15 protein-coding genes are annotated in these 14,853 nt (G+C 58.4%); all 15 read right to left on the bottom strand.

The features are described from left to right. The 15 genes from rnhB to rpsB all read right to left on the bottom strand — a co-directional run bounded on the left by rnhB (window position 1) and on the right by rpsB (window position 14,644). Window positions 1-633 (bottom strand): ribonuclease HII, encoded by a 633-nt coding sequence (gene rnhB, locus DNK50_RS10325; RefSeq protein WP_112193872.1) that lies wholly within the window; start codon window positions 631-633, stop codon window positions 1-3. After that, on the bottom strand, window positions 630-1,769 hold the full coding sequence (gene lpxB, locus DNK50_RS10320; protein WP_112193870.1) for a lipid-A-disaccharide synthase: 1,140 nt from the start codon (window positions 1,767-1,769) through the stop codon (window positions 630-632). The genes rnhB and lpxB overlap by 4 nt, the downstream gene beginning before the upstream one ends. 2 nt (window positions 1,770-1,771) lie before the next feature. Continuing rightward, on the bottom strand, window positions 1,772-2,548 hold the full coding sequence (gene lpxA, locus DNK50_RS10315) for an acyl-ACP--UDP-N-acetylglucosamine O-acyltransferase (RefSeq protein ID WP_099583350.1): 777 nt from the start codon (window positions 2,546-2,548) through the stop codon (window positions 1,772-1,774). Then, window positions 2,545-2,985 carry a 3-hydroxyacyl-ACP dehydratase FabZ gene (gene fabZ, locus DNK50_RS10310; protein WP_003172281.1) on the bottom strand — a complete coding sequence of 147 codons (441 nt, stop codon included), beginning with the start codon at window positions 2,983-2,985 and terminating at the stop codon, window positions 2,545-2,547. The genes lpxA and fabZ overlap by 4 nt, the downstream gene beginning before the upstream one ends. Before the next feature lie 111 nt (window positions 2,986-3,096). Continuing rightward, the gene (gene lpxD, locus DNK50_RS10305; protein ID WP_112193868.1) at window positions 3,097-4,152 is read right to left on the bottom strand and encodes a UDP-3-O-(3-hydroxymyristoyl)glucosamine N-acyltransferase; all 1,056 of its coding nucleotides are present in this window, start codon (window positions 4,150-4,152) and stop codon (window positions 3,097-3,099) included. A gap of 3 nt (window positions 4,153-4,155) precedes the next feature. Next, complete coding sequence (locus DNK50_RS10300) at window positions 4,156-4,659, bottom strand: OmpH family outer membrane protein (protein ID WP_003172279.1); 504 nt, start codon at window positions 4,657-4,659, stop codon at window positions 4,156-4,158. Between the two features lie 45 nt (window positions 4,660-4,704). After that, on the bottom strand, window positions 4,705-7,092 hold the full coding sequence (gene bamA, locus DNK50_RS10295) for an outer membrane protein assembly factor BamA (protein ID WP_112193866.1): 2,388 nt from the start codon (window positions 7,090-7,092) through the stop codon (window positions 4,705-4,707). A gap of 74 nt (window positions 7,093-7,166) precedes the next feature. After that, window positions 7,167-8,519, bottom strand: coding sequence for a sigma E protease regulator RseP (gene rseP / locus DNK50_RS10290; RefSeq protein WP_099583353.1), 1,353 nt, complete (start codon window positions 8,517-8,519; stop codon window positions 7,167-7,169). Between the two features lie 53 nt (window positions 8,520-8,572). Next, complete coding sequence (ispC, locus tag DNK50_RS10285; protein ID WP_112193864.1) at window positions 8,573-9,763, bottom strand: 1-deoxy-D-xylulose-5-phosphate reductoisomerase; 1,191 nt, start codon at window positions 9,761-9,763, stop codon at window positions 8,573-8,575. After that, complete coding sequence (locus DNK50_RS10280; RefSeq protein WP_099583355.1) at window positions 9,760-10,569, bottom strand: phosphatidate cytidylyltransferase; 810 nt, start codon at window positions 10,567-10,569, stop codon at window positions 9,760-9,762. The genes ispC and DNK50_RS10280 overlap by 4 nt, the downstream gene beginning before the upstream one ends. Next, complete coding sequence (uppS, locus tag DNK50_RS10275; protein ID WP_099583356.1) at window positions 10,570-11,325, bottom strand: polyprenyl diphosphate synthase; 756 nt, start codon at window positions 11,323-11,325, stop codon at window positions 10,570-10,572. It abuts the gene before it with no gap. Between the two features lie 17 nt (window positions 11,326-11,342). After that, window positions 11,343-11,900, bottom strand: a complete 558-nt coding sequence (gene frr / locus DNK50_RS10270) for a ribosome recycling factor (RefSeq protein ID WP_048719947.1) — start codon at window positions 11,898-11,900, stop codon at window positions 11,343-11,345. Next, complete coding sequence (pyrH, locus tag DNK50_RS10265; protein WP_003189161.1) at window positions 11,897-12,640, bottom strand: UMP kinase; 744 nt, start codon at window positions 12,638-12,640, stop codon at window positions 11,897-11,899. Before pyrH ends, frr begins: the two co-directional genes overlap by 4 nt. A gap of 210 nt (window positions 12,641-12,850) precedes the next feature. Beyond that, window positions 12,851-13,714, bottom strand: coding sequence for a translation elongation factor Ts (gene tsf, locus DNK50_RS10260; protein ID WP_099583358.1), 864 nt, complete (start codon window positions 13,712-13,714; stop codon window positions 12,851-12,853). A gap of 192 nt (window positions 13,715-13,906) precedes the next feature. Next, entirely contained in the window at window positions 13,907-14,644 is a 738-nt protein-coding gene (gene rpsB / locus DNK50_RS10255; protein WP_003189158.1) for a 30S ribosomal protein S2, read from the bottom strand. Window positions 14,645-14,853: the final 209 nt, after the last annotated feature.

Genomic DNA, 14,853 nt, shown 5'->3' with positions numbered 1-14,853 from the left:
CTACACCTCGCTGAGACTCTCCCGCGCCTCGTAAGCCAGGCGTACCGGGGCAAACGAGCGGCGGTGGATCGGCGTGGGGCCGAGCCGGGCCAGGGCTTCCAGATGAACGGGCGTCGGATAGCCCTTATGCCCACCAATGCCGTAGCCAGGGTAGATCAACTCGAACGCCGCCATTTCCCGGTCACGGCTGACCTTGGCCAGGATCGAAGCCGCGGCGATGGCCGGGACCTTGCTGTCACCCTTGACCACCGCCTCGGCCGCCATCGCCAGTTTAGGGCAGCGGTTGCCGTCGATCATCGCGAGCTTGGGCGTGATGTGCAGGCCTTCAACGGCACGCTGCATGGCGAGCATGGTGGCGTGAAGGATGTTCAACTCGTCGATTTCCTCGACTTCGGCCCGGGCAATATGCCAGCTCAGGGCTTTCTCACAGATCTCGTCGTAGAGCTTTTCGCGGCGCGCTTCGGTGAGCTTCTTCGAATCATTCAGGCCGAGGATCGGACGGTTCGGGTCAAGAATCACCGCTGCCGTGACCACAGCGCCGCACAGGGGGCCGCGCCCTACTTCGTCAACACCGGCCACCAGTTCGTCGGCTTGGGCAACGAGGCTGAAATCCATGCCCATTTGCGTACTCATAAAGCTTCCTGTTTGTGGCCGATCAAGGTCAATACGGCATCCGCCGCCTGGTTCGATGCGTCACGGCGCAGGGTGCGATGAATCTCATCAAACCCTCGGGTCTGTTCTTCGCCGCCATCGATCAATGGCAGCAGTGTCTGTGCCAAAGCCTCGGGTTTTGCATCGTCCTGCAACAACTCCGGCACCAACAGGCGCTGGGCCAGCAAGTTGGGCAAAGAGATGTAGGGACTTTTGACCATGCGCTTGAGAATCCAGAACGTCAGCGCCGCCAGGCGATACGCCACGACCATTGGACGCTTGTAGAGCAAGGCTTCCAGGGTGGCCGTGCCTGAGGCAATCAGCACCGCATCGCAGGCCGCCAGGGCCAGGTGCGATTGGCCATCGAGCAGGGTCAACGGCAGGTTGCGACCTTCCAGCAGCGTTTCGATCTGCGCACGGCGCTGCGGGCTGGCACAGGGCAATACGAAACGCACACCCGGCTTCAAGGCTTGCAGGCGTTCGGCGGCATCGAAGAACACGCTGGCCAGCCGGCCGACTTCGCCACCCCGACTGCCCGGCATCAACGCGACAAGCGGGCCATCGGGCAAGCCCAACTGCGCGCGGGCCGCTGCACGGTCCGCCTGTAACGGGATGTCGTCCGCCAGGGTATGCCCGACAAACCGCACCGGCACGCCCTGTTCTTCGTAGAACCTGGCCTCGAACGGCAGCAGGGTCAACATCAGGTCACAGCCTTCACGGATCTTCAGCACACGTTTCTGTCGCCATGCCCACACGGAGGGGCTGACGTAATGCACGGTCTTGATCCCGGCCTGACGCAACTTGAGTTCGATATTGAGGGTGAAGTCCGGCGCGTCGATTCCGATGAAGACGTCGGGCTTTTCTTCGATCAGAGTCTGAATCAGCAGCTTGCGGCGCGCCAACAGCTCACGCAGGCGACCCAGCACTTCCACCAACCCCATGACCGACAGGCGCTCCATGGGAAAGTAGGACACAAGGCCTTCAGCCTGCATCAGCGGACCACCGACGCCAATAAACTCCACCGCCGGATGCTGGGCCTTGAGGGCCCGCATAAGACCTGCGCCCAGAATATCGCCGGAAGCTTCTCCGGCCACCAGCGCAATACGCAGATTGGCCATGATCAGCGGGTGATGCCGCGGGTCGATGCCTGGATCGAATCACGGAACACCGCGACTTCCGGGAACAACGCTGCCGGCTCGGTCAGTTGGGCCAACGCCTGGTCAACCGTCAGCCCCTGGCGGTAAACCACCTTGTAGGCACGGCGCAGGGCATGGATGGCCTCTTCGCTGAAGCCACGACGGCGCATGCCTTCGAAGTTCATGCTGCGGGCTTCGGCGGGGTTGCCGAACACCGTGACAAACGCAGGGACGTCCTTGCCAATGGCGGTGCCCATGCCAGAAAAACTGTGGGCGCCGATATGGCAGTACTGATGCACCAGGGTGAAACCAGACAGGATCGCCCAGTCGTCAACGTGCACATGGCCAGCCAACGCCGTGTTGTTGACCAGGATGCAGTGGTTGCCGATCACGCTGTCGTGGCCGATATGGGCATAAGCCATGACCAGGTTGTGATCACCCAGAGTGGTCTCGGCACGATCCTGCACGGTGCCACGGTGAATGGTCACGCCTTCACGGATGATGTTGTGATCACCGATTACCAAGCGTGTCTCTTCACCCTTGTACTTCATGTCCGGGGTGTCTTCGCCTACCGAGGAAAACTGGTAGATGCGATTGTGTTTGCCAATGCGGGTCGGACCTTTGAGGATCACGTGCGGCCCGATGACAGTCCCCTCGCCGATTTCCACACCTGCGCCGATGATCGACCAAGGGCCGACCTCAACGTCGGCGGCCAGAACGGCCGACGGATCGATGATTGCGCGAGGGTCAATCAAACTCATAGTTTGCGTTCCGCACAGATGATCTCGGCAGAGCACACCGGCTTGCCGTCCACCGAGGCCTGGCATTCGAACTTCCAGATCTGGCGCTTGCAGCTGATGAACTTGGCTTCCAGGATCAACTGGTCACCCGGGGTGACCGGATTGCGGAAACGCAACTTGTCGGAGCCCACGAAATAGTAAAGCGTGCCGTCGGCAGGCTTGAGGTCAAGCATTTTGAAACCAAGGATACCGGCAGCCTGGGCCATCGCTTCGATGATCAACACGCCCGGCATGATGGGATGCGCGGGAAAGTGACCATTGAAGAACGGTTCGTTGATGCTGACATTCTTGTAGGCACGAATGCGCTTTTCCTCAACATTGAGGTCCACTACGCGGTCCACCAGCAGGAACGGGTAACGGTGAGGCAGGTATTCGCGAATCTCGTTGATGTCCATCATTTCGGGGGGAAGCCTGTAATAAAGATTGGGGGCGGGCGACTAAACGCACGCCCCGCTAGCAAATCAAGGAGGCAAGTCTAGCGGCTGTGCACACTTGATATGGAAATGGTATCAGCCTTCTGATGAAGCATTACCGCCAGGGGTCACGTCCCCAACACGCTTTTCCAGCTGTTTGAGACGTCGAGCCATGTCGTCGAGCTGCCTCAACCGTGCTGCACTCTTGCGCCATTCAGCCGCAGGCTGCATGGCGGTACCGGATGAATAGGCCCCCGGCTCGGTAATCGAGTGGGTCACCATGGTCATGCCGGTGATGAAAACGTTGTCGCAAATATCAATATGCCCCACCAGCCCGACGCCACCGGCAAGCATGCAATGCTTACCGATCCTGGTGCTGCCGGAAATCCCCACGCACGCCGCCATGGCGGTGTGATCGCCAATCTGCACGTTGTGGGCAATCTGGATCTGGTTGTCGAGCTTCACACCGTTGCCGATCACGGTATCGGCCAAGGCCCCGCGATCGACAGCTGTGTTGACACCGATTTCCACGTCGTCGCCGATCAAAACGCCGCCGACCTGGGCAATCTTGTTCCAGATACCTTTGGAGTTGGCAAAACCGAAGCCCTCCCCGCCGATCACAGCACCTGACTGAATGACCACACGCTCACCGATACGCACATCGTGGTACAGGGTCACGCGCGGTGCCAGCCAGCCATCGGCACCGATTTCACAGCGCGCACCAATAAAGCAATGCGCACCAACGGTTACACCGGCCGCAATGCGCGCACCACTCTCGATCACCGCAAAGGCGCCAATGCTCGCACCAGGATCAACCTGGGCATCATCGGCGATCACCGCCGACGGGTGAATACCGCTGGCTGCCTTGGGTTTCGGATCGAACAGGTGCGACACCTGCGCATAGGCCAGGTACGGATCAGCTACCACCAGCGCATCCCCGGCAAACCCTTCGGCGTCAGCAGCCTTGAGCAATACGGCTGCGGCTTGGCTGTCGACGAGGTATTTACGGTATTGAGGGTTTGCGAGGAAGCTCAACTGAGCTGGGCCAGCCTCCTGCAAGGTGGCTAGCCCAGTGATTTCCTTCTCCTGGGAGCCACGCAAGGTGGCCCCCAGGAACTCGGCCAACTCGCCGAGCTTGATAGTCGCGGTCATGGCTTACTTCAGCTGGTTCATGCGCTCGATCACCTGACGGGTGATGTCGTATTGAGGCTTGACGTCGATCACTGCGCCACGCTCGAACACCAGGTCAAAGGCACCTTTCTTGATGACTTCTTCCACAGCGCTGTCGAGTTTCGGCTTGAGCTGCTTGAGCATTTCACGGTCGGCAACAGCCTTGGCTTCGTTCAGTTCCTTGGATTGGAACTGGTAGTCGCGGGCCTTTTGCTTGAATTCAAGCTCCAGGCGCTCGCGCTCGCCTTGCTGCATTTTATCGCCACCGGCTACCAGACGATCCTGGATGCCCTTGGCGCTGCTTTCCAGTGTCTTGAGCTTGGTCAGTTGCGGACCGAATTTCTTCTCGGCATCCACGGCGTATTTCTTGGCCGCGTCGGATTCCAGCAATGCCATCTGATAGTTCAGGACGGCGATTTTCATTTCGGCGAAGGCCGGTGTGGTTACCAGCACGGTGGCCAGCAGAACCAATTGAGTCAACTTACGCACGATGTACTCCTACAGAATCCGTTGTCGTTATCTTGGGTCAGACGTTTAGAACGTCTGGCCGAGGGAGAATTGGAAAATCTGGGTTTCAGCGTTATCCGGTTTCTTGATCGGCATGGCCAGAGCAAAGCTCAACGGGCCAAGCGCAGTCACCCATGTCACGCCAACACCCACTGAGCTCGCCAGGTTGCTGAGGCTCACGTCGTTGCATTGAGTCTTGGACTTCACGCCGCTTGGGTTGGTGATCTGCTCACACTTGGAGTCGAACACGTTACCCACGTCCCAGAAGACCGAAGTACGCAGGGATCGCTGATCTTTGACGAACGGGAGCGGGAACAGAATTTCCGCACCACCCTGGATCAACACGTTACCACCGAATGGCAGCGGGTCATCGTCCGAGTCGACGACAGTGCCCGAGTTACCGGTCACACCTGCACCACGGCTCGGCGTACCACGCGGGCCCAAGGTACTGTCCTTGAAGCCACGTACCGAGTTGAAACCACCGGCATAGTAGTTCTCATAGAACGGCAAGCCGTTGGTCGAACCATAACCATCGCCATAACCCAGCTCAGTGTGCAGGCGCATGGTGTAGTTATCGCTCAGCGGCTGGAACAACTGGCCACGGTAGTCGAGTTTGAAGAACGACAGGTCGCTGCCCGGCGTGGTGGTTTCCAAGGTCAGGCTCTGGGAGTGACCACGGGTCGCCAGTACACCTTTGTTCAGGGTCGACTCGGACCAGCCGGCAGACGCCTTGAAGTTCAGGAACTTGTCACCTTCACGACGGGTGAAGTCGAAGATTTCGTCCACGGTGTAGACACCGGTCTTGATCTCATCCTGCTGCGCGGTCAGGCCGAAGGTCAGACGCGAGGTTTCGCTGATCGGGTAGCCAACGTTGACACCCGCGCCGAGGCTGTCGATCGCATAGCTTGCAACGTCAACATCGAGGTCTTTGTAGTCGGTGGTGCGGTAGAAGGCGTTGTAGCCCAGGCTCACACCGTCAGCAGTCCAGTAGGGGTCGGTATAACCGAAGTTATAGCGGCTCTGGTATTCGCTGCGGGTCAGGCCGATGGAGACACGGTTACCGGTACCGAGGAAGTTGTTCTGGGTGATGGACCCACCCAGGATCAGGCCCGCGCTCTGCGCAAAACCGACGCTGGCGGTGATGGAACCCGACGCTTGTTCCTCTACGGCGTAACTCACGTCAACCTGGTCATCCACGCCCGGTACAGCCGGGGTTTCGACGTTGACTTCCTTGAAGAAGCCCAGGCGTTCAAGACGGGTCTTGGACTGGTCGATCAGGTACGTCGACGCCCAGCCACCTTCCATCTGGCGCATTTCACGGCGCAGCACTTCGTCCGCAGACTTGGTGTTGCCACGGAAGTTGATGCGGTTCACGTAGGCACGCTTGCCTGGGTCAACCACGAAGGTGATGTCCACAGTGTGGTCATCATCGTGCGGGGTCGGTACGCCGTTGACGTTGGCGAAGGTATAGCCTTCGTTACCCAGGCGACGGGTGATCAGTTCGGACGTGGTGGTCATCAGCTTGCGCGAGAACACTTGGTCTTTCTGAACCAGCAGCAGGGCCTTGACCTGGTCTTCAGGCACTTTCAAGTCGCCGCTCAGCTTGACGTCACGAACCTTGTACTTCTCGCCTTCGTTGACGTTGACGGTGATGTAGACGTGCTTCTTGTCCGGGGTGATGGACACCTGGGTCGAAGCGATATCCATATTGATATAGCCACGATCCAGGTAGTACGAACGCAGACGCTCCAGGTCACCGGAGAGTTTCTCACGGGCGTACTTGTCATCGTTCTTGAAGAACGACAGCCAGTTGGTGGTCTTGAGCTCGAACAGGTCGATCAGGTCTTCATCAGCAAACTTGGTGTTGCCCACCACGTTGATGTGCTGAATGGCCGCCACGGTGCCTTCGTTGATATTGACCTTCAGGCCGACACGGTTACGAGGCTGCGGGACCACTTCCGTTTCCACGGTCGCGGAGTAGCGACCCTGGGCAACGTACTGACGCTGCAGTTCGTTACGTACACCTTCAAGGGTGGCACGCTGGAAGATCTCGCCCTCGGCCAGGCCGGATTGCTTGAGGCCCTTCATGAGGTCTTCAGTAGAGATCGCCTTGTTGCCCTCGATCTCGATACTGGCGACGGAAGGTCGCTCGACAACAGTGATGACCAGGACGTTACCTTCGCGCCCCAGTTGGATGTCTTGAAAGAAACCGGTTTTGAACAGCGCACGAGTGGATTCCACCAGGCGACGGTCATCAGCCTGTTCACCGACGTTCAACGGTAACGCACCAAAGACGCTACCCGCGGAAACCCGCTGGAGGCCGTTGACGCGAATATCGGAGATGGTGAAGGACTCGGCGTGAACTTCGGCGATCATCAATACGGTGAGAACCGCAGTTAGCAGCAGACGTTTCATGAAGTCCTTTCTTATTCCAACTGGCAATAAACAAACTGCCGCAAAATGCGGCAGATTCGCAATTCAGCGAAGCGTTACAGTCGACCCAGATCGTTGACAAGGGCTAACAACATCACCCCGACCACCAAACTGATACCGATCTGTATCCCCCAACCCTGCACCCGATCCGACAAGGGGCGACCACGCACCCACTCGACCAGATAAAACAACAGATGCCCCCCATCCAATACAGGAATGGGCAGCAAATTCAGAACACCCAGGCTAATACTCAGATAAGCCAGGAAATTCAGGAAATCCGCGACACCCGACTGGGCAGAAGCGCCCGCCACTTTAGCAATGGTTATCGGTCCACTCAAGTTTTTTACCGAGAGCTCGCCGAACAACATTTTCTTGAGGGATTCGAGGGTCAGCACACTCATGGTCCAGGTGCGTTTTGCACCCTCGCCAATTGCCGCCAACGGCCCGAAGCTGACCTCACGCACCATCGATGGCGGCCACTCGGGGCTCTTGACGCCAGCACCCAGGTAACCCCCGGCCGCCTTGGCTTCGCCACGTACCGCCAGGGTCACGGGGACGTCGATTTGAGCACCATCGCGCTCAACTTTCAGCACAATTTTGGTATCAGGGCGTACACGCACCAGATCGACCACTTGTTGCCATTCCCCCAGCGCCTGGCCATCGAGGGCCAGCAGGCGATCGCCGGTTTTCAGGCCTGCGGCCTGGGCCGGGCCCTTCGGATCCAGCTCGGCAAGCACCGGAGGCAGCGCAGGACGCCACGGACGGATACCCAGGGATTTGATCGGATCAGGCTCATCAGCGCCTTTGAGCCACTGGTCCAAGGCCAACGAACGCGGGGTTTCAGCATTGGAATCCTGCTCACGCACCACGACATTGACGGTGCCGCTTTCACCCAAGCGGCGCACCAGTTGCAGATTGACCGCGCCCCACCCGGTGGTCGGCTCGCCATCTATAGAAACAATTTCCTGGCCGGCAACCAGACCTGCCTTGGCCGCGATACTGTCTGCCTCGACCGCGCCGATGACTGGACGCACCTGCTCGCTGCCGAGCATGGCCAAGACCCAGAAGAAGAACATTGCCAACAGGAAGTTGGCGATCGGGCCAGCAGCAACGATAGCGATACGCTGACGAACGGTCTTGCGATTGAAGGATTGATCCAATTGGTCAGCCGGCACTTCGCCTTCGCGCTCATCGAGCATCTTGACGTAGCCACCCAACGGGATGGCCGCAATCACGAACTCCGTACCATGACGGTCGTGCCAGCGAACCAGCGGCATGCCGAAACCGACGGAAAAACGCAGTACCTTGACGCCGCAACGACGCGCCACCCAGAAGTGGCCGAATTCGTGGAAGGTGACCAGCACACCCAGAGCAACCAGGGTGCCGACAATCATGTAAAGCGCACTCATCTAATTTCTCCGCATTCCAATCCAGTGCCTGAAGGCTCAAACGCGCCCACAGACTAACGCGTGTTGCGGCTCAACCATTGCTCGGCCAAGGTCCGCGCCTTGGAGTCCGCCTCAAATACTGCCCCAAGGTCATTCACAGCCACCACAGGCTCAAGACTCAGGACGTCCTCGATAATACTCGCGATCTGCGGAAAGCGGATGCGCCGTTCGAGAAACGCCGCCACGGCCACCTCGTTAGCTGCATTGAGCATCGCCGGCGCACTGTTACCCGCCTCTGCCGCGTGTCGCGCCAAGCGTAGACAAGGAAAGCGCTGCTCGTCCGGTGCTTCAAAGTCCAGGCGAGCGACTGCAAACAGGTCCAGAGGCGCCACACCGGAATCAATCCGCTCCGGCCAGGCCAGGGCGTTGGCGATCGGCGTGCGCATATCGGGATTGCCCAACTGGGCCAATACCGAACCGTCCACATAGTCGACCAGCGAATGAATCACGCTTTGCGGGTGAATGACCACCTCAACCTGGTCCGGCCGTGCGTCGAACAACCAGCAGGCCTCGATCAACTCCAGACCCTTGTTCATCATGCTGGCCGAATCCACGGAGATCTTGCGCCCCATGGACCAGTTCGGATGAGCGCACGCCTGATCCGGAGACACCTGCTCCAGGTCTGCCAGCGGAGTTTGTCGAAAAGGACCACCGGAGGCCGTGAGCAGAATCCGACGCACGCCAACCTGGCTCAAGCCACGGGCATAGTCACCGGGCATGCACTGGAAGATTGCGTTGTGCTCACTGTCCAGAGGCAGCAGCACGGCACCGCTTTTACGCACCGCCTGCATAAAGAGTGCACCGGACATCACCAGCGCTTCTTTATTGGCCAGCAGGATTTTTTTGCCCGCATCAACGGCAGCCAAGGTTGGGCGCAGGCCCGCGGCACCGACGATAGCGGCAACCACTGTATCGACTTGCGCATCGGCCGAGACCTGGCACAACCCCTCCTCGCCCACCAGCACCTGAGTGGCCAGCCCGGCAGCCCGCAAGTCATCCTGCAGACTGCGCGCCGCTACCGCTTCAGGCACCACCGCAAAACGCGGCACGTGGCGTACACACAACGCCAGCAATTCGCTCAGGCGGGTGAATCCGGTCAGGGCAAACACTTGATAGCGGTCAGGGTGACGTGCGATCACGTCAAGGGTGCTCAACCCTACCGAGCCGGTTGCACCGAGCACGGTCACTTGTTGCAGACGGCTCACGAAGCAGTCATCCACAACAGCACGGCAAAGATCGGGATGGCAGCGGTAAGGCTGTCGATACGGTCCAGCACCCCGCCGTGGCCCGGCAGCAGGTTACTGCTGTCCTTGATCCCGGCCTGGCGCTTGAACATGCTTTCGGTGAGATCGCCCACAACCGAAATAAAGACGACGATGGCCGTGCCCAGCAGGGCGAGGAAGATGTCCGTGACCGACCAATCCCGCACAACGCCGACCACCAAGGTGATCAGCAGGGTCAATGCCAGACCGCCGTACACCCCTTCCCAACTCTTGCCCGGACTGACCGCCGGCGCCAGCTTGCGCTTGCCGAATGCCCGACCCGAGAAGTAGGCGCCGATATCCGCGCCCCACACCAGCACCATCACCGCCATGATCAGCCAATTGCCCATCGGCGCATTCTTGATCTCCACCAACCCTTGCCAGGCAGGCAACAGAATCAACAAGCCAATCACCAACTTGCTGGCCACACTGGACCAATGCCCACTGCTGCGCGGGAACGTCAGCACCAGATAGGTCGCAAGCGCCCACCACAGTACCGCAGCGCCCAGCACCCAAGGGACGATGATGCTCGACAGGGTATGCATGAGAAACAGCAACACCGCCACCACTGCGGCATACGCCACGCGTGGCAACTGTGCGTTGAACCCTGCCAATCGCGCCCATTCCCAGGCACCAAGGGTTACAACCAGGCCAATAAACAGGGCAAAACCGGAACCGTCGAGCAGGAAAAACCCACACAAGGCGATCGGCAACAGGATCAGTGCTGTGATGATTCGTTGTTTAAGCATTTAAACCCGGGCTCCAGCTTCGACCTGCTCGCTCGTTTTACCGAAGCGACGTTGGCGGGAAGCGAAATCGGCCAGCGCGGTGCGCATGGCATCGTGTTTGAAGTCCGGCCAGAACAGGTCGGAGAAGTACAGCTCGGTGTAGGCCAACTGCCACAAGAGGAAGTTGCTGATGCGATGCTCGCCGCCGGTACGGATGCACAAGTCTGGCAACGGCAGGTCGCCGGTCACCAGGCAGGTTTGCAACAGCTCAGGCGTGATGTCGTCCGGCCGCAGATGACCGGCCTGCACTTCGCGAGCCAGCCGCTGCGCAGCTTGGGCGATGTCCCACTGGCCGCCGTAATTGGCTGCGATCTGCAACACAAAACGGTTGGCGCCAGCCGTGATGGCCTCGGCTTCGCGCATGGCCGCCTGCAGTTCCGGGTGGAAGCGCGAGCGATCACCGATGATGCGCAGGCTGATATTGTTGTCGTTAAGACGCTTGGCCTCACGACGCAACGCCTTGAAGAACAGATCCATCAAGGCGCTGACCTCTTCGGCAGGCCGCTGCCAGTTTTCACTGGAAAAGGCGAACAAGGTCAACACCTCGACCTTGGCCTCGGCACACACCTCAATCACAGCCCGCACCGCATCAACACCCGCTTTATGCCCGGCGACACCGGGCATAAAGCGTTTCTTCGCCCAGCGATTATTCCCATCCATGATGATCGCGACATGGCGCGGCACCACAGAGGGTACAGTCTGCTTGGTCTTTTCCATGAAGGCGTCCTGACCCCTTATACGGCCATCAGGTCCTTTTCTTTATCGTCGGTAGCCTTGGTGATCTGGGCCTCGGCGTCCTTGGTCAGCTTATCGATATCGGCAACGGCGCGACGCTCTTCGTCTTCGCTGATTTCCTTGTCCTTGACCAACTTCTTCAGGTCACCCAAAGCATCGCGACGGATGTTACGCACAGCAACGCGTGCATCTTCAGCTGCGCTACGCGCCTGCTTGGTGAAGCCCTTGCGGGTTTCCTCAGTCAGGGCTGGCATGGAGATCAACAGCAACTCACCCAGGTTGGTCGGGTTGAGGTTCAGGCCCGCGCTCTGGATTGCCTTGTCGACAGCACCGAGCATGTTGCGCTCGAAGGCCACGACTTGCAGGGTGCGCGAGTCCTTGACGGTGATGTTGGCCACCTGAGTGATGGAGGTGTCGGTGCCGTAGTACGGGACCATCACGCTACCCAGGATGCTCGGGTGCGCCTTGCCGGTACGAATCTGGCCAAATGCATGGTTCAGGGAGTCCAGGGATTTCTGCATACGCTCTTGAGCGTCTTTCTTGATTTCGTTGATCATTGTTGGCCTTCCTCGATCAGAGTCCCTTCTGCGCCGCCGTGTACGATATTCAGCAGGGCGCCGGGCTTGTTCATATTAAATACGCGCAGCGGCATCTTGTGGTCGCGGCACAGGCAAATAGCCGTCAGATCCATCACACCCAGCTTGCGATCCAGCACTTCATCGTAGGTCAGATGATCGAACTTCTCGGCATGCGGGTCTTTGAATGGGTCTGCGGTGTACACACCATCTACCTTGGTCGCCTTCAGTACCACATCAGCATCGATTTCAATGGCACGCAAGCACGCCGCGGAATCAGTGGTAAAGAACGGGTTACCGGTACCGGCGGCGAAGATCACCACTTCTTTTGAGTTCAAATGGCGCATGGCTTTGCGGCGATCATAGTGATCGGTCACGCCTACCATGGAAATAGCCGACATCACGATAGCCGAGATATTGGCACGCTCCAGGGCATCACGCATCGCCAGGGCGTTCATCACAGTGGCCAGCATGCCCATGTGGTCGCCAGTGACCCGATCCATACCGGCCGCACTCAGTGCCGCGCCACGGAACAGGTTACCGCCACCGATCACCAGGCCGACTTGTACGCCGATGCCGACCAATTGGCCGACTTCCAGCGCCATGCGGTCGAGCACCTTGGGATCAATCCCGAACTCTTCCGAGCCCATCAGGGCCTCGCCGCTGAGCTTGAGTAGAATGCGTTTATAGCGAGCCTGATAACCACTGCCCTGCTGAGCCATTGCGAATCTCTCCTGCGGCGTATTTTTAAAAATTCTTGGCGAGCCGTTTACGGCTTGCGTTCACTCTAGCTGGACGCTGTCACAGCGCCATCGGAACACGGCTTTGTAAGCCAGTTCCGAGGGTAAGCCAAATAAATTCGGCCTGCCCATTTGAAAAGAGGCTGCGCGCGTGAGCGGGCAGCCTCTTTCGGGCGACAGTTGAAAACTGTCTTATTGCTTGGCGGCAGCCAGCTGGGCAGCAACTTCTTCAGCGAAGTTGTCGACCGGCTTCTCGATGCCTTCGCCTACTTTGAAGTAAGTGAAGGAAACGATTTCAGCACCGGCTTTCTTAGCCAGTTCGCCAACCTTGATTTCAGGGTTCTTGACGAACGCCTGCTCAACCAGGCTTGCTTCAGCCAGGAACTTGCTGATACGGCCTTTGACCATGTTCTCAACAATGTTTTCTGGCTTGCCTTTGATTTTTTCTTCGTTCAGCTGCAGGAACACAGCTTTTTCGCGCTCGATGGCTTCGGCAGAAACTTCCGAAGGCAGCAGGAACTCAGGGTTGCTGGCCGCTACGTGCATAGCGATGTCTTTGGCCAGTTCAACGTTGCCGCCTTTCAGGACAACTGCAACACCGATCTTGTTGCCGTGCAGGTAACCGCCAACAACATCACCTTCAACGCGTACCAGGCGACGGATGTTGACGTTTTCGCCAACCTTGCCGACCAGTACCAGGCGAGCAGCTTCTTGAGCCTCGATCAACGGAGCGACGTCAGTCAGTTTGTCGGCGAACGCTTTTTCAACGCTGGCAGCAACAAATGCCTTGAAGTCGTCCTGCAGAGCCAGGAAGTCGGTCTGCGAGTTCACTTCCAGCAGAACGGCAGATTTGCCGTCTTCTTTCAGAGCGATAGCGCCTTCAGCAGCTACGTTGCCTGCTTTCTTGGCAGCCTTGATGGCGCCGGAAGCACGCATGTCATCAATGGCTTTTTCGATGTCGCCGTCAGCCTTTTCCAGGGCTTTCTTGCAATCCATCATGCCTTCGCCGGTACGCTCACGCAGTTCTTTAACCAACGCTGCAGTAATTGCTGCCATTTTCAAATTCCTCTTGGATAGGTTTTCAACCATTCCACCCGATCGAACGGGGGATCAATTCTTCCCGAACCACCCTTGTAGGCCGCTGCACGTTACAGATGATGTAGCTGCGCCGCTCACAAATGGTTTTCGAGGTGGCAAAAAGGGGGCCAAGCCCCCTTTTTGCTTACTGAGTCAACGCCAGGGCGTCAATTACTCAGCTGCGGCTACCGGAGCTTCTTCAACGAACTGCTCGGTACCACCAGCAACGTGGTTACGACCACGGATTACAGCGTCAGCCATCGAACCCATGTACAGCTGGATAGCGCGGATTGCGTCATCGTTGCCTGGGATGATGTAGTCAACGCCTTCCGGGCTGCTGTTGGTATCGACTACGCCGATAACAGGGATGCCCAGCTTGTTGGCTTCGGTGATCGCGATGCGCTCGTGATCAACGTCGATAACGAACAGTGCGTCAGGCAGACCGCCCATGTCCTTGATACCACCCAGAGAACGATCGAGCTTTTCCAGGTCACGGGAGCGCATCAGCGCTTCTTTCTTGGTCAGCTTGGCGAAAGTACCGTCTTCGGCTTGCACTTCAAGGTCACGCAGACGCTTGATGGAAGCACGGATGGTTTTGAAGTTGGTCAGCATGCCGCCCAACCAGCGGTGATCGACGTACGGCGAACCGCAACGTGCTGCTTCTTCAGCAACGATCTTGCCAGCGGAACGCTTGGTGCCGACGAACAGAATCTTGTTTTTGCCCTGGGCCAGGCGCTCTACGAAAGTCAGAGCTTCGTTGAACATTGGCAGGGTTTTTTCAAGGTTGATGATGTGGATCTTGTTACGCGCGCCGAAAATGTATTTACCCATTTTCGGGTTCCAGTAACGGGTCTGGTGACCGAAGTGCACACCGGCCTTCAGCATATCGCGCATGTTGACTTGGGACATGATAGTTCCTTAATAAGTCGGGTTTGGCCTCCACGTATCCCAATGACCAACCAGCGGCATCAAGGCCTCCGGCACCCAGGTCATCGTGTCGACACGTGTGTGGATTTAAGCTCTTCGGGGCATCCCCGGAAAGCGGCGCATTTTATACCACACGAAGGGCGAAAACGGAACCCGCAATCACATTTGGCGTGCGCGAGTGATGCGCAATC

This window comes from Pseudomonas sp. LG1E9, from assembly GCF_003290225.1.
Taxonomy (GTDB): Bacteria; Pseudomonadota; Gammaproteobacteria; order Pseudomonadales; family Pseudomonadaceae; genus Aquipseudomonas; species Aquipseudomonas cyclaminis.
Note: the sequence above shows the minus strand (reverse complement) of the source record. Positions and strands in the feature narration are given on the sequence as shown.